14 protein-coding genes are annotated in these 14,158 nt (G+C 67.5%); 1 reads left to right on the forward strand and 13 read right to left on the reverse strand.

The window, feature by feature from the left end; translation table 11 throughout:
* Positions 1 to 112: 112 nt before the first annotated feature.
* The 8 genes from ACQW02_RS12775 to ACQW02_RS12810 are packed head-to-tail and all read right to left on the reverse strand — an operon-like array spanning position 113 to position 6,969.
* On the reverse strand, positions 113 to 607 hold the full coding sequence (locus ACQW02_RS12775; protein WP_431285617.1) for a 3-isopropylmalate dehydratase small subunit: 495 nt from the start codon (positions 605 to 607) through the stop codon (positions 113 to 115).
* A gap of 1 nt (position 608) precedes the next feature.
* Positions 609 to 1,883: a 3-isopropylmalate dehydratase large subunit gene (locus ACQW02_RS12780; RefSeq protein ID WP_431285618.1), complete on the reverse strand. Its 1,275-nt coding sequence runs from the start codon at positions 1,881 to 1,883 to the stop codon at positions 609 to 611.
* 3 nt (positions 1,884 to 1,886) lie between these two features.
* On the reverse strand, positions 1,887 to 2,819 hold the full coding sequence (locus ACQW02_RS12785; protein ID WP_431285619.1) for a DUF6282 family protein: 933 nt from the start codon (positions 2,817 to 2,819) through the stop codon (positions 1,887 to 1,889).
* Positions 2,809 to 3,693: an isocitrate lyase/PEP mutase family protein gene (locus ACQW02_RS12790; protein ID WP_431285620.1), complete on the reverse strand. Its 885-nt coding sequence runs from the start codon at positions 3,691 to 3,693 to the stop codon at positions 2,809 to 2,811. The genes ACQW02_RS12785 and ACQW02_RS12790 overlap by 11 nt, the downstream gene beginning before the upstream one ends.
* Positions 3,686 to 4,462 carry an ABC transporter permease gene (locus ACQW02_RS12795; RefSeq protein WP_431285621.1) on the reverse strand — a complete coding sequence of 259 codons (777 nt, stop codon included), beginning with the start codon at positions 4,460 to 4,462 and terminating at the stop codon, positions 3,686 to 3,688. The genes ACQW02_RS12790 and ACQW02_RS12795 overlap by 8 nt, the downstream gene beginning before the upstream one ends.
* Positions 4,459 to 5,229 carry an ABC transporter ATP-binding protein gene (locus ACQW02_RS12800; protein ID WP_431285622.1) on the reverse strand — a complete coding sequence of 257 codons (771 nt, stop codon included), beginning with the start codon at positions 5,227 to 5,229 and terminating at the stop codon, positions 4,459 to 4,461. Before ACQW02_RS12800 ends, ACQW02_RS12795 begins: the two co-directional genes overlap by 4 nt.
* Positions 5,226 to 5,978 (reverse strand): ABC transporter permease, encoded by a 753-nt coding sequence (locus tag ACQW02_RS12805; RefSeq protein WP_431285623.1) that lies wholly within the window; start codon positions 5,976 to 5,978, stop codon positions 5,226 to 5,228. The genes ACQW02_RS12800 and ACQW02_RS12805 overlap by 4 nt, the downstream gene beginning before the upstream one ends.
* Positions 5,979 to 5,991: 13 nt before the next feature.
* Entirely contained in the window at positions 5,992 to 6,969 is a 978-nt protein-coding gene (locus tag ACQW02_RS12810; protein WP_431285624.1) for an ABC transporter substrate-binding protein, read from the reverse strand.
* A 213-nt stretch (positions 6,970 to 7,182) separates the two neighbouring features.
* On the opposite strand from ACQW02_RS12810, the gene ACQW02_RS12815 reads away from it, so the two are divergent.
* Positions 7,183 to 8,220 carry a LacI family DNA-binding transcriptional regulator gene (locus ACQW02_RS12815; RefSeq protein ID WP_431285625.1) on the forward strand — a complete coding sequence of 346 codons (1,038 nt, stop codon included), beginning with the start codon at positions 7,183 to 7,185 and terminating at the stop codon, positions 8,218 to 8,220.
* Between the two features lie 236 nt (positions 8,221 to 8,456).
* Here ACQW02_RS12815 and ACQW02_RS12820 read toward each other — a convergent pair whose 3' ends face one another.
* The 5 genes from ACQW02_RS12820 to ACQW02_RS12840 are packed head-to-tail and all read right to left on the reverse strand — an operon-like array spanning position 8,457 to position 14,079.
* Complete coding sequence (locus ACQW02_RS12820) at positions 8,457 to 9,419, reverse strand: tripartite tricarboxylate transporter substrate binding protein (protein WP_431285626.1); 963 nt, start codon at positions 9,417 to 9,419, stop codon at positions 8,457 to 8,459.
* 22 nt (positions 9,420 to 9,441) lie between these two features.
* Positions 9,442 to 11,037, reverse strand: a complete 1,596-nt coding sequence (locus ACQW02_RS12825; RefSeq protein WP_431285627.1) for a GMC family oxidoreductase — start codon at positions 11,035 to 11,037, stop codon at positions 9,442 to 9,444.
* Positions 11,034 to 11,975, reverse strand: a complete 942-nt coding sequence (locus ACQW02_RS12830) for an SMP-30/gluconolactonase/LRE family protein (protein ID WP_431285628.1) — start codon at positions 11,973 to 11,975, stop codon at positions 11,034 to 11,036. The genes ACQW02_RS12825 and ACQW02_RS12830 overlap by 4 nt, the downstream gene beginning before the upstream one ends.
* The gene (locus tag ACQW02_RS12835; RefSeq protein WP_431285629.1) at positions 11,972 to 12,943 is read right to left on the reverse strand and encodes a tripartite tricarboxylate transporter substrate binding protein; all 972 of its coding nucleotides are present in this window, start codon (positions 12,941 to 12,943) and stop codon (positions 11,972 to 11,974) included. Before ACQW02_RS12835 ends, ACQW02_RS12830 begins: the two co-directional genes overlap by 4 nt.
* Before the next feature lie 14 nt (positions 12,944 to 12,957).
* Complete coding sequence (locus tag ACQW02_RS12840; RefSeq protein WP_431285630.1) at positions 12,958 to 14,079, reverse strand: NAD/NADP octopine/nopaline dehydrogenase family protein; 1,122 nt, start codon at positions 14,077 to 14,079, stop codon at positions 12,958 to 12,960.
* Positions 14,080 to 14,158: the final 79 nt, after the last annotated feature.

Below are 14,158 nucleotides of genomic sequence, written 5' to 3' on the forward strand. Positions count from 1 at the left end.
GGACGCAGATGATTGCGAGTCCGTCTCCGGCTTCAATTCCCGGCTTTTGGCCAAGTCATCCCCTGGCAGTTACACATGGGTATCTTTGGCTCATGCCACGTACCCTGCCCCGCTATCGCCCTCCCCCCAGCGACTGACGCAGATGCGCGACCAGACCGCCCGCCGCGAGGATGGCGGCCACCTCCCCCCTAAAGGGCGGCGCAGTCCAGTTCTGGCCGCCTTGCAATATACGCCCACTGTCTGGCTCAACCACGGCGAGTTCGCCGGCCATCAGCGCCCGTGCCGCCTCCGGGCACACGATCACCGGAAGTGCCAGGTTGATGGCGTTACGGAAGAAGATCCGTGCGACACTCTCGGCTATCACAGCGCCGATGCCTGCGCCCTTGAGTGCCAGCACCGCATGTTCGCGCGATGAGCCCGACCCGAAATTGCGGCCGACGGCCAGGATGTCACCCGGCCGCACCCGTGCCGCGAAGCCGGGATCCAGCCCCTCCATGCAATGCGTCCCGAGCACCGCCTGGTCGCGCAAGGTCAGGTAGCGGCCGGGAATGATCACGTCGGTATCGACGTGGTCGCCCAGGCGATGAACGCGTCCTTCGATACGCATGTCAGGCATTCCCCAGGATGTCACCGGGCGGCACGATCTCGCCTGCCACCGCGGCAGCAGCGGCAACCCAGGCGTTGGCAAGGAATACGCTGGATTCCGGATGCCCCATGCGGCCACGGAAGTTCCGGTTCGTGGTTGCGACCGCCACTTCGCCCGAGGCCAGGATCCCCATGTGACCGCCGAAGCAGGCGCCGCAGGTCGGCGTCGAGACCGCGGCGCCAGCCTCGGCCAGGATGTCCAGCAGACCCTCCGCCAGCGCCGCGCGCCAGATCCGCTGCGTGGCAGGCACCACGACCAGACGCACATTCGGCGCGACCTTGCGTCCGCGCAGAACCTCGGCCGCCTGGCGCAGGTCGGTCAGCGTGCCGTTGGAGCAATTGCCGATGTAGACTTGATCGACGCGTATGCCGCGCAGCTCGCCCACTGGCGTGCCATTCGCCGGAGAAGGCGGCCGCGCCACCAGCGGCGACAACGCGCCGAGGTCGATCGTGATCGTCTCCCGATACTGCGCCCCGGCATCGGCGGTGATCGCGGCGCGTGGCACCATGCCGCGTGCGGCCATGTCGTCGAAGGACAGTTGGTCGCCTTCGAACACACAGGCATCGGCGCCGGCTTCGACGGCCATGTTCGCCACCGCCATGCGTTCATCCATGCCGAGTGCGGCGACGCCTGGCCCACCGAACTCCAATGATGCGTCGAGGCCGCCATCCGAACCGATGCGCCGGATCACCTCCAGGATGACGTCCTTGCCCGTCACATGTCGCCCCGGTGCGCCGGTGAGCTGCACGCGGATGCTTTCGGGAACGCGCATCCATAGCTTGCCCGCGGCCAGGGCCCCGGCCAGGTCGGTGGAACCGAAGCCGATGCCGAGCGCGTTGAAGGCACCGGCCGTGCAGGTATGGCTATCGGCGCCGAAGACGATGTCCCCATGGCCCACCATGCCGATTTCGGCCAGCAGCGTGTGTTCGATCCCACCGCGGCCCGGGCCGTAGTGGTGGCGGATGCCATGCGCCTCGGCGAAGCGGCGGGTGCTGCGCAGGGATTCGGCGCTTTCCACATCCTTGGCCGGCGCGAAGTGGTCGTCCACCAGCACGATGCGATCCGGGTCGAAGGGGCGTCCCGTGCCGATCAGGTCGAATTGGGTGAAGGAAAGCGGACCCGAGACATCGTTCAGCAGCACCACATCCGGGCGGATCGTGGCGATCTCGCCGGGCCTGATCTCGCCCTCCACCGCGTGGGAGGCGAGGATTTTTTCCGTGATCGTCAGGGCAACCATGGTTCAGCTTTCCAATTCTGGCAGGCCCAGCATGCGCCGCGGGTTGTGGCGCACAAGCTTGGTCGCATCGGCTTCCGCCATGCCATGATACAGGAAGCTGCCCAGGGTGATGCGCAGCAATTCCGCCGCCGGCGGCATCCAGCCGAAGAAGCAGTCGGTGGTCAGGACGACCTGGTCCACGCCGACCTCGTCGATGATCGCCATGCAGTCGGGGATCGAAAGCCGTTGGAAGGCCGGAAGGAAGCCGAGGGCGCAGAATTCCACCATCGCGCCCGCCGCGGCGAGTTCGCGGATTTCGTCGCGCGTGGCACCGATCGAATGGCTGTCGGGGTGCTGGAACATGACATCCCGGACGCCCAGGCGCTTGGCCTCCGCGACCAGGGCCAGGCTTTCGCGCGGCGAGACATGGCCGGTTGCCACCAGCATGCCGAATTCGGCCGCGACGGCCAGGCATTCCGAAGCCTCGCCACGGATCTTGCCGCTGGCATCGGTGACCGTCAGCCCTTGTTCCGGCGTCAAGGAAGCCGCCGATTTGATCCAGCGCGCCATATATCGGCTGATGCCGCCGCGACGAATGTCGTTCGCCGCCCCCCAGGTCGGGAAGAAGACCACCTTCGCGCCCTGCCGCGCCGCGGCTTCCAGGCACATCGGCGACAGGCCGCCGGCCGAGGGGTTCAGTGTGATCGAGGGGAAGGCCGAAATCCCCTCCACCTCCCGATTGAGCCGCCAGGCGACGCTGGTGGTGGGGAAGAAGTGCGACTTCAGCACGATCCCACCCATTCCGGCGTCACGCGCATGGGTCAGTTCGGCGGCATCGTCGAGCCGCGTCGGATGTTCAAAGGTGAATTCGGGGAAGCCGTGGTGATGCAGGTCGACCGCGCCATGCAGCATGCGATCGATGGCCTGGGGTCCGGCCGGTTGCTGATCATGTGCCATGATGGGGACGCTCCAGGATCGCGGTTTCGAAGGCGCGAACGGCATCGATGCCCACGGTGGCATTCGCCTCATCAAGCGAGGCCATGCGGTCGAGCCAGCCGCGGCTGTCGCCGGTGCGGCGAAGATCGGCGAGGAAGCCGCGCGCCGAGGCGATGGTGATGCGTGCGAGCGACGACGGGAAAATCACGACGGTGAAGCCCATCGCGCCCAACTCATCCGCGGTATGCAGCGGCGTCTTGCCGGTCTCGGACATGTTCGCCATCCGCGGACCCGGCGATTCACGACCGATGAGGCGGAGTTCCTCGGTCGAGCCAGGCCCATCGACGAACATGACGTCGGCACCTTCGGCCTTGAACAGCCGGCAGCGCTCCAGCGCTTCGTCCAGGCCATGCGGGCCGGCGGAATCGGTGCGGGCGATGATCACGGTCGACGGATCGCGGCGCGCGGCCAAGGCGGCGGCGATCTTGCGCACCGCGACTTCCCGCGATTCGACAACCCTGCCGTCCATATGGCCGCAACGCTTCGGCCAGGTCTGGTCTTCCAACTGGATCGCCGCGGCCCCCGCGGCCTCCAGCCCCCGCACGGTGCGCGCCACATTCGCCACATCGCCGTAGCCGGTGTCGGCATCGACGATCAGCGGGATCGATACCACCGCCGAGCAGGCCCGCGCCATGTCGGTCATTTCGGCGAAGGCGATCTGGCCGATATCCGGCAGCCCGAAACGCTGCGCGGAGGTGGCATAGCCGCTGATATAGCCGGCGGTGAAACCCGCCTGTTCGGCGAGCAGCATGTCGAGCGGCGAACCGCCACCCGGCACAACCAGCGTGCCACCAGCCTCGATCATTGAACGCAGTTTACGGGCCTGGTCAGACATGTCTGATTTCTCCTTCGCGTAGTGGCCGCCAGCGTGCGGCTCGGCGTTCCAGCAGTCCGATCAGGGTATCGAGCGCACCGGCAAGGCAGAGCACCAGCAGGATGCCGAAATAGACTTCGGGCGTGCGGAACATGGTGCGGTTCTGGGTGATGAGGAATCCGATGCCGTCGGTCGCGGCCAGCATCTCCGCGACCACGACGCCGATCGTCGTCAGCGCACCGCCGATCCGCAGGCCGGAGACGATCGCCGGCAGGGCGGCGGGCAGCAGGACTTCGGTCGCCATTTGCGAACGGCTGGCGCCGGCGGCCCGTGCCATCAGCACCAGGTTCCGGTCCACCAGTTGCACCCCGGCGGCCACCGACAGCACGACGGGGAAGAACCCGTAGAAACCGGCGAACCAGACCTTGCTCGCGGGCCCGATGCCGAGCCAGGCCGTCATCACCGGATAGATCACGACAAAAGGGATCGCGTAGACGGAGGACAGCAGCGGCAGCAGCGCGCGCCGCAGCAGGGGCGACGCGCCGATGACAACGCCGGCGAGACCGCCGAGCCCATAGGAAATCGCCAGCGCCAAGGTGATCTCGGTCAAGGTGAACATCAGGGCGCGGGCAAAGATATCCGCCTCCTCGACACCTGCGATCAGCGTGGCGCTTGGCGTCGCCAGGATGACCGGCGGCACCCATCCCAGCCTCGGCGCCGCTTCCCACAACACCACGATCACGCCCAGGACGAGCCAGCGCAGCGTGACGGGGCCGATCGGGGGTTTCATTGCTGCACCCGGATCAGGCTCCAGATGCGCTCGCGCAACTGGCCGAAGGCCTCGCTCGCCATGACTTCCCAGGTCCGCGGGCGTGGCAGGTCGATCTCGATCCGTTCCAGGATCTGGCCGGGGCGGCCGCTGAGCACGATCACCTCGTCACACAGGTACACCGCCTCGGTCAGGCCATGCGTCACGAAGACGACGGTCTTGCGATGCGCGTCCCAGATGCGCAGCAATTCGTCGCCCAGCGTCATGCGCGTCTGTTCGTCGAGTGCGGCGAAGGGTTCGTCCATCAGCAGCACCGGCGGGTCCTGGCAGAAGCCACGGGCGATCGCGACACGCTGCTTCATCCCGCCGGAGAGTTCGTGCGGATAACGGCTCTCGAAGCCGCGCAGGCCGACGAGGTCGAGCAAGGCGGCGGCGCGCCCCTCGCGTTCCGCTTTTGGCAGGCCGCGCAGTTTCAGCGGGAAGACGACATTCTCCAGCGCGGTCCGCCAGGGCAACAGGCTGGATTCCTGGAAGACCACGCCGATGCGGTCGGGCGCCGGGGCGGTGACCGGCTGGCCGGCGACGGTGATGCGCCCCTCGCTCGGCACGACGAGGCCGGCGAGCATCATCAGCAGCGACGACTTGCCGCAGCCGGAGGGCCCGACCAGCCCGACGAAGCGGCCGCGCGGCACGGAGAAGGCAATATCCTTCAGCGCCAGCAACGGTCCTTCGCGCGCATCGTAGCGATGCGTCAGCCCTTCGACCTTGATTTCGGTGTTGTCGCTCATGCGTGCCGCCAGGCGCCGACGCGACGCTCCAGCAAGCGCAGCGCTTCGTTCACCATGATGCTCAGCACCGCGGCGATCAGGATGCCGGCGTAAAGTTCCGGCATCTGGAAGGACTGGCCCCAGGTCGCCAGCCGCTGGCCAAGGCCGAAGCGCGCCACGTACATTTCGGCGAAGATGACGCCTGTGATGTTGAAGATCATGCCCAGGCGCAACCCTTCCAGAAGCAGCGGCAGCATCGCGTTCCAATGCACCTCGGACCACGTCTGCCAGCGTGTCGCGCCATAGGCGCGGGCGATGCGGAGCAGGTCGGCGGGCACGCCCGCCACGGCCGCGCCGGTTGTGATGACGATGACAAAAAGCGCCTGGAACACGCCGAAGGCGACCTTCTGGTCAAAGCCGATGCCGAACAGCAGGATGAACACGGGCAGGAAGACCGACTTCGGCACCGCCGCGATGAAGTTGAAGAACGGCATGAAGGCCTTGCCGAGATATGGGCTCTCAACAAGGACGATGCCGATCGCGGTGCCGAGCGGCGCCGCGATCACGATGGCCACCAGCACCTGCCAGACCGTGGTGCCGAGGTGGCGCTGGAAACCCGCATCGCCAAGCAGCGACACGGCAACCGGCACCACCACCGAGGGCGGCGGCAAGAGGCGCGGATCGAGCAGCGCGGTGCGGCTGGCGAATTCCCAGGCCAGCACCATGCCGACAATCAGCGCGACCTGGATCAGGACAATGCGGCGGCCCATCGGAATGGCCAGGTCACACTGCGATCAAGGTCACCGGCACGAAGCGTGTGGTAAACATGTCCCGCGCCGGCGGCAGGTCGCGCAACCCGGCCAGACGGCCGAGGTTGAGCGAGGCTTCCACCCATTCCTCGCGGATGGCACCGTCGTCGGACAGGCCCATGATGGTATTCTCGAATTCCAGCCGCGCGATCTCGGGCGAGAAGCGGTTCTGTTCCTGGATGAAGCGGATGGACCAGTCGGGGTTCTGCTTCATGTGGCGGATCGCGGAATAGATCGCGACAAGCGTCTTCTGGACATCCTCCGCGCGGTCGTTCAGCACGCGCTCCGACGCGATCCAGACGTCCGGCAGGTTCGGCTGCATGGCGGTGCCGAGGTCGATCAACACGCGCCCATCGCCGCTGCCCTCAAGCTGGTAGGACAGGGGCGGATAGGCGACCACCGCATCGACATTGCCGGAGATGAGCCCGGGGATCATGCCGCCGCCGCCGAGCGGAATGCGGGAGACCGTGCCGCCCGCCTGCTGCGCCACCCAAAGGGCGAAGAAGTCGGTCGTGGAGCCATTGGCGGTGATGCCGATCTTCTTGCCGGCCAACTGGCTGGCCTGCGTGATCGTGCTGTTCTTCGCCACCATCACCTTCCAGCCGCGCGGGGTGAGCGTGCCGGCGGCGATGATCGTGCTGCGCACCCCGCGGGCACGCGCGAGCGCGGCACCGGGCGGGAAGAAATTGATGATATCGGCCTCGCCGGCGGCCATCGCCTCCATGGAGGCGGAGCCGCCCGAGTAGCCGGTGAACTCCGCCCGGATGCCGAGTTTCTGGAACAGGCCCAGGGCCTGGGCCGCGTGGACCGGAAGGACCGGGCCGTAGTTGGGGGTGCCCCCGAGGCGGATGGGGCGGCCCTGGGCCAGGACGGGGGCGGTAAGTCCGGCACCGGTGAGCGCGACGGCTCCGGTGGCGAGAACGGCACGGCGCGACGGGCGCAATCCGGTCATTGGGCGTCTCCTTCCTGTTCCGGGCCGGTCTGCACCGCCCTCGCGGCCGCCCCCCTGGCAACAGGCTAGCGCGCACAGCGGCGAGATGTCGAGGTGATTTGCGCAAACGTTGGCTCAAGATTTTTCAACGGTCTTATGGCCATCGATCGGATCGATCCGTGGCTTTTTGCGCAGGCGTTTGCACACGCCTCACCCGCGGCCTAACCTCCGGCCATGGAAGATCCAACGCGTGCCAGGGCCACGGCCGTCGCGCGCCCGACGCTGACCACCCTTTCGCTCGCTGCCGGGGTGTCGCCGTCAACGGTGTCCCGCGCGTTAAAGGGCGATCCGCGCATCTCCGTGGAGACGCGCCGCCGCATCGCGGATCTCGCAAGGAAGGTCGGCTATATGCCCGATGCCGTCGCCCGGACCCTGTCCGGCGGCCGCAGCGGTCTGATCGGGTTGGTTCTCGGCGACGTCGCCAATCCGTTCTATCCTGAACTGCTGCAGGAGATCGTGGGCCAGGCCGCGGGGCGCGGGCTGCGGCTTCTGCTGCTTCATGTCGGCAACGGCCCGATCGAGGACAGCACGGCCGAGGCCTTGGTCGAATACAGGGTCGATGGCGCGCTGATCACCTCCGCGGTGCTCTCCTCCCACGCCGCCGCGATCTGCACCGCGCGCGGCGTGCCCGTCGTGATGATCAATCGCGTGCCGCGTCTGCATGCAAGCGCAGTCTCCTGCGACAATGCCGAGGGGGGGCGCCAGGTGGCTGCCTTTCTCGCCAGTACCGGCCATCGCCACATCGCCGTCATCCGCGGCGCGCAGGGAACTTCCACGAGCAGCGATCGGGAGCGCGGCTTCCTCGAAGCCCTGACGGAAGAGGGCGCCATGGTCGGCCCGGTCTTCGAAGGTGGCTCCACTTATGAAGGCGGTTTCGCCGCCGCGACGGCCATGGCGGCGATACCCTCGGCAAGCCGGCCGACGGCGGTTTTCGCGATCAACGACGTGATGGCGATGGGCGCGATGGATGCCTTTCGGCTGGCTGGCGTCGATGTGCCTGGCGCGATGACGGTCGTCGGCTTTGACGACGTCGCGGCGGCGGCGCGACCACCCTATCGCCTCACCACGGTGGCACAGCCGATCAAGGCCATGGTCGATCGTGGCCTCGGTCTACTCCTTGCCCGAATGGCGCAGCCGGATCTCCCGGACGAGGTGCTGCTGCTGCGCGGCAATCTGATCCGTCGCGACTCGGCCCGACGAACCGGCGGTTGATCGCAGAGCCGTCCAGTCGCCGGCCCAGGGAACCAGACGACACATCAGGCCACCGGATTTGGGCCTCGTTGACGACGCAGCCGGGCTTGAAGGCATTGCCCGGCGCCTTGCAAGCCCAATAGACCGGGCGGGAGCCCAAGTCCGGTCAGCCGGTCTCGCGCCGCCGGCAACCAACCGCCGCGAGAGGATTCGAAGACCAGCACATGGCTCCGGTCCCTGATCGGCAAGGATCAGCCCTATGGCGAGGCGACGAGCGGCGAGAATCGCTGATATTCCGCCCGCTGGAATGCGCGGAAGGACTCACGCGATTGGCTCGCGGGCGGCTGCAGCCCGACACGATCGAGCTGCTGACGAAGCGCCGGCGAGGCCAGCGCATCCACCGTGGCGGATGCGATGGCGTCGGCGATACGGGTGTCCATCGCCTTCGGTCCCGTCAAGCCGAAGAAGCCGTTCAGCACCAGGTCGACACCGCTTTCGCGCAAGGTCGGGGTATCCGGGAACATCGGACTCCGCTCCGCCGCGGTCACGGCCAGGGCACGGGCACGGCCGTCCTGGATCAGCGGCAGGATAGTCAGCGGGGATGCGAGCGCCAGCTTGATCTCATTGGCCATCAGCGCAGTCAGCGCGGGACCGGTGCCACGATAGGGAACATGCTCCCAATCCCTGGCGCCCATGGTCCGGGCCAACAGCGCGAGGAACAGGTGCGCTTCGGTATTCGTGCCGGGCGACCCAAACTCCAGGCGCTGCGCCGCCGCCGCACGCAGTTCCGCCATCGAGGTGATGCCGGAGCCGACGGAGGTGGCGATGACGGTGAAATAGGTGCCGATCAGCGCGATCTGCTGCATGTCCTCCACCGGATCGAAGCCGACATTGGCCATGTCGGTGAGTGGCACCATCACCTGGGTCGAGGTGGAGCTGACCATGACCATGCGGTTCGCGAGCCCCGGCGCGATGGTCTGGACATAGCGCATGCCGATCGCGCCACCGGCACCGGAGCGGTTTTCCACCACCACCGGCACGCCCAGCCGCGACGACAGTTCCGGCGCCAGGAAGCGCGCCGCGATGTCGGTCGGACCGCCGGGCGCGAAAGGCACCAGCAGGGTCAGCGGGCCGTCCAGCCTGGCGGGCGCCTGCGCTTCCGCGCGCGGCGCCATAAGCCCGGCGGCGAGTGCCGCCAGCAACGTCTTGCGATGGATCATGTCCGGTCCTTCCTGATTCGCGTCACAACCAAGTCTCGGTGATGAGGGCCGCCCCCTTCTCGCCGATCATGATCGCGGCGGCGTTGGTATTGCCGTTGATGTGCGTCGGCATGATGGAGGCATCGATCACGCGCAGACCGGACAGGCCGCGAACGCGCAGTTGCGGATCGACGACCGAGGCCTCGTCGCCGCCCATGCGGCAGGTGCCGATGAAATGATGCGTCGTGCTGGCAACATCGCGGATACTGGCTTCGAGCGACGCGTCATCGTCGTAGTCGATGCCCGGCGGAATCTCTGACGTGATCAGCCCGGCGATGGGCTCGTGGCGCATCACCTCGCGGATGCGACGGATGCCGCGCATCAGCACCGCCATGTCGTCGGGATCGCTGAAATAGTTGGGATCGATGACCGGCGCGGCGGCTGGATCGGCCGAGGCCAACCGCACGGTGCCACGACTGCCTGGCCGGCCCTGGCGCACCGTCACTGTGAAACCCTCGCGATCGGGCAGCTTGCCTGGCGCGGGTACCAGGCCGATCGACAGGCCGATCTGCATGTCGGGAATGTCCAGCCCGTCATGCGAACGGAAGAAGCCGCCCGAACAGAACGGACCGTTCGAGATGATGCCGCGCCGGAAGAACAGGTAGTTCAGCACCGCCAACGCACCGCGGACAGGGCGCGTATAGGCGAAGGCCGTGACCGGCTTCGAGCAGCCGTATTTCATCCAATAGGAGATGTGGTCCTGCAAATTGCGACCGACCCCGGCGCGATCCAGCCGCACCGCGATCCCGAGCGCCTGCAACTCCGCCGCCGGGCCGATGCCGGACAGCAACAGGATCTTTGGCGAGTTGAACACGCCCGCGCTCAGCACGGTTTCCTTGCTGGCTTCGATGCGCAGCCGCTGGCCATCCTGAACGACCTCCGCGCCAAGCACGCGGCTGCCGTTCAGGATCAGCCTCGTTACCTCGGCACGTGTCAGCACCGTCAGGTTGGCGCGGTCGCGGATCGGCTTGAGATAGGCGGAAGCCGTGCTCCAACGCTCGCCATTCTTCGTGGTCGTGTCGTAGTGACCAAAGCCTTCCTGCTCGGCGCCGTTGAAGTCGACGTGGGTGGCATGGCCCGCCGCCTTGGCCGAGGTCAGGAAGGCCTCCGAGATGGCAGGGACCGGCCGCCCCTTGCTGACGACAAGCGGCCCGTCGCCGCCATGGAAGTCATCCGCGCCGCGCTCATTGCGCTCAGCCTTACGGAAGAAGGGCAGCACATCGTCATAGGACCAGCCGACGCAGCCGTCCTGCCGCCAGTAGTCGTAATCGCGCGCATGGCCGCGAATGTAGATCATGCCGTTGATGGTGCTCGACCCGCCCAGCACCTTGCCACGGGCGCAGAAAATGCGGCGGCCGTTCAGGGCGGGCTGCGGTTCGCACCAGTAGTTCCAGTTGAACTGCGGCGCATAGGAATTGCGGCTGATCGCGCCGGGCACGCGCAGCAGCAGGTCATTGTCCTTGCCCCCGGCCTCCAGCAGGATGACGCGATGCGCCGGGTTTTCCGACAGGCGGTTGGCGACGACGCAGCCGGCCGATCCAGCGCCGATCACCAAGAAGTCGCAGGCCAGAATGGTCACTGCGCCAGATCCGCGAAATGCTGCGGCAGGCCGGCCGCGTCCCAGGGCACCGCGACCAGCCGGCCGGTCGAGGACAGGGTGACGAAGGCCGTGCGCAGATCCGGTCCGCCAAAGCAGATATTGGTGACGTACATGTCAGGCAGAGGAATGTGCTCCACCCGCCCGCCATCCGCGGAGACCCGCAGGATGCCTCCGTCGACCAGCGTGGCGACGCAGATCGCCCCATCCGCCTGCACCGCCAGGCTGTCGAAGCCGATCAGCCCGCCAGGTGCTGCGAGCAACTCGCCCCGCGCCCAGCGGCTGTCGCGCAACCGCACCACGCCCGGCTCCAGCACCTCATAGGCCCAGAGGCGCGCGGTCACCGTCTCCGCGACGTAGAGCCAGCGCCCGTCGGGCGACAGGCCGATGCCATTCGGCGTCTCCACCGGGAAGATGGAAGCCTGGATGTGGCTGCCATCGGCGCGGGCGTAGTAGACGCCGCCGCGCTCCCGCACACGCGGGCGTGCCTGGCCCAGATCGGTGAACCAGAAGCCGCCATGCGCATCGAAGACGATGTCGTTGGGCGCGGACAGGCGGTGCCCGTCGCAGGCGCGGTAGAGGATGCGGACCTCCCCCGTCACGGGGTCGATGCGTTCGATCCAGCCGCCGTCAAAACGGTCGGAAGCGCCCCAGGGCTGAAGGATACCGTCCAGCTCGCGAAACGCGGCACCGCCATTGTTGCAGGCGTAGAGCGCGCCGTCCGGCCCCACGGCGAGCCCATTCGGATTGCCGGTCGTCCGGGCAACAACACTTTTGCGCCCGTCCGGATGCACCCGGGTGATGGCGCTGCCGGCGATCTCGCAAACCAGGATGCTGCCGTCGGACAGCGCCACCGGCCCCTCGGGAAAGCGCAGATCGGTGGCCAATTCCGCGAAGGCTGGCTGCGGCGCCCGGATCATCGGCGGAAGGCCGCCTGCAAACGCGGGCCCCAGAGCGTGTCGAGCGCGTCCAGATCGGCCTGCAATACCTCGCCCGACCGGAATTCGAGATCGAAGGCCATACGGTTCACCATGAGATCGACGAAGGGCGGGTCCTGCATCGCCTGGCGCACCGCCGCCGCGATCTGCGCCGTGATCGGCGCCGGCAGCCCGGGCGGCGCCCAGACAGAATAGGTGTTGGTCAGCACCTCACCAATGCCGAGTTCGACGAAGCTTGGCACCTCCGGCACCAGCGGATGGCGCCCCTCGGAGGAGATGGCGAGCAGGTGGCATTCGCCGGAGCGCAGTTTGCTCACCGCATCGGCGAAAGGAATGATGTTGAAATCGACCTGCCCGCCGAGCAGCGCCGTCATCATCTCACCACCGCCGCGAAACGGCACGATGGTGCCCTCCATCCCTGCGCCTTGCAGCATCGCATTGAAGGCGTATTCGACGAAGCCGCCGAAGGCCGGGCTGCCGGCGGTGATCCCACCCGGCGTCCGGCGCCCCTTCTCGGCAACCCGCGCCCAGGTGTCGAGCCCGCCGCCCGCCTTGGTGATGATCGCGTTGTAAGGCGTGCTGGCGAATTCCGCGACCGGCGTCAGATCCCGCCAGACCTTTCGGTCATAGGCGTTGGAGTAGAAGTAGCCGATCCAAGCCACCGGCGGAATCACCAGCAGGCTGTGGCCATCGGGGCGGGCATTGGCCACTTCCATGGTGCCGATCCGCGTCGCGCCGCCGGGCTTGTTGTCGACGAAGACCGCGGCATTGGGCCCGAGGGCCGTGGCGAGCGATCGCGCCAGGCCGCGCGACAGCACGTCCACCACGCCACCGCCGGAATAGGGGATGACAAGGCGAACCGGGCGTGCCGGAAACGCCACGGGCTGAGCCTGGGCGGACAACGCGGGCAAGGTGGCCGCGGCGGTGGCGAGGAACTGGCGGCGACGCATGGCGAACCTCCTGGTCAGACGGCACCCTCACGGGCGAGGCGGGCGACCTCGGTCGGGGTCAGCCCCGCAAGGCCCAGCTGCTCCAGTGTCAGCCCGGTCTTCCAGGGATCGAAGCCGAGCAGCACGCCAAAGATCTCCGCGATCGATCGCAGCACCGGCGCGCCGACGCCCGCGGCCTCCGCCAGGCGGACGGTGGGGACGATCGCATAGGGCACGTCCACCGAAAGCCAGCGGCGCCAGATCCCGGCCGGCAGCTCGCCCAGGTTTTGCAGGAAGGCGCAATTCGCCACCGCTTCCTGATGCGTGTTGCCATGAGAGTCGTACAGGTAGATCAGCCGCTCCCGCGCCGAATTCTCCCGCACGCCATAGGCGCGGCAGACGGCGTTGCGCTCGGCACCAAAAGCCTCGGTCAGGATGCTGGCCGATTTGATGTTGCCACGCGTGTAGAAGGCAAAGCCGCGCCCCTCGGCCTCCGCCCGATCGAAGGCGCCGACATTGGCCAGGGCCAGGCCGGCGTGGCCCATCAGGTTCATGCTTTCCAGGCTGGTCTGCAGGATGCTCTCGGCCGGGCCAAAACCCTTGTAGAGCGCCTGGAGCCGGGGCAGCGCCTCGCCGATGCGGTTGCCGGGGAAGGTGGCGGTGTCGACATGGCGCCGCACGACATGCGGGGTGACGACGCCATCCTTCACGCCGGCGGCCAGGATCGGGCTGGTGCTTTCCGTCAGCAGGACGCCCTGCTTGCCCGCCGCCGCCAGCAAGGGCAGCAGCCGCAGCACGACGAAGTAGCCATGGCTGTTGACGTGCACGACCTGGCCGCGTTCCAGATGCGGGATCAGGGATGGCATCCGCGCCTCAAGTTCCGGCGGCGCGCAATCGACCAGCACCACCTCGGCCCCCGCCACGGCCTGCGCGATGTCCATGCCGATAGAGGCGACGGGGGCGCGTCCGGAGCCGCCAGAGATCGTCTCACCCGTTCCGCCGACGACATCCAGGCCGCCGTTGCGCAGGATCGTCTCCAGCATCGCGCCCTGGTCCGGCCAGGGGGCGAAGTGAACCTCGTGTCCCGCCAGGGCAAGATCGGCCGCCAGCGCCGGGCCAACATCGAAGGGCGACCAACCGATAACCGCGACTTTCATGGTGGCAACCGTCTCCTTGGGGCGTCTGTCTTCGCAGGACACTGGGCTTGCGGATTCATGACAGCAACGGGACAGGTGC

This window comes from Humitalea sp. 24SJ18S-53 (assembly GCF_050632385.1).
GTDB lineage: Bacteria > Pseudomonadota > Alphaproteobacteria > Acetobacterales > Acetobacteraceae > Humitalea.

Bases quoted from the DNA above. Each gene is read 5' to 3' on its own strand.
- ACQW02_RS12780 (WP_431285618.1), bottom strand. From the start codon at position 1,883: ATGGTTGCCCTGACGATCACGGAAAAAATCCTCGCCTCCCACGCGGTG.
- ACQW02_RS12815 (WP_431285625.1), top strand. From the start codon at position 7,183: ATGGAAGATCCAACGCGTGCCAGGGCCACGGCCGTCGCGCGCCCGACG.
- ACQW02_RS12775 (WP_431285617.1), bottom strand. From the start codon at position 607: ATGCGTATCGAAGGACGCGTTCATCGCCTGGGCGACCACGTCGATACC.
- ACQW02_RS12840 (WP_431285630.1), bottom strand. From the start codon at position 14,079: ATGAAAGTCGCGGTTATCGGTTGGTCGCCCTTCGATGTTGGCCCGGCG.
- ACQW02_RS12830 (WP_431285628.1), bottom strand. From the start codon at position 11,975: ATGATCCGGGCGCCGCAGCCAGCCTTCGCGGAATTGGCCACCGATCTG.
- ACQW02_RS12795 (WP_431285621.1), bottom strand. From the start codon at position 4,462: ATGAAACCCCCGATCGGCCCCGTCACGCTGCGCTGGCTCGTCCTGGGC.
- ACQW02_RS12790 (WP_431285620.1), bottom strand. From the start codon at position 3,693: ATGTCTGACCAGGCCCGTAAACTGCGTTCAATGATCGAGGCTGGTGGC.
- ACQW02_RS12810 (WP_431285624.1), bottom strand. From the start codon at position 6,969: ATGACCGGATTGCGCCCGTCGCGCCGTGCCGTTCTCGCCACCGGAGCC.
- ACQW02_RS12800 (WP_431285622.1), bottom strand. From the start codon at position 5,229: ATGAGCGACAACACCGAAATCAAGGTCGAAGGGCTGACGCATCGCTAC.
- ACQW02_RS12805 (WP_431285623.1), bottom strand. From the start codon at position 5,978: ATGGGCCGCCGCATTGTCCTGATCCAGGTCGCGCTGATTGTCGGCATG.
- ACQW02_RS12820 (WP_431285626.1), bottom strand. From the start codon at position 9,419: ATGATCCATCGCAAGACGTTGCTGGCGGCACTCGCCGCCGGGCTTATG.
- ACQW02_RS12785 (WP_431285619.1), bottom strand. From the start codon at position 2,819: ATGGCACATGATCAGCAACCGGCCGGACCCCAGGCCATCGATCGCATG.
- ACQW02_RS12835 (WP_431285629.1), bottom strand. From the start codon at position 12,943: ATGCGTCGCCGCCAGTTCCTCGCCACCGCCGCGGCCACCTTGCCCGCG.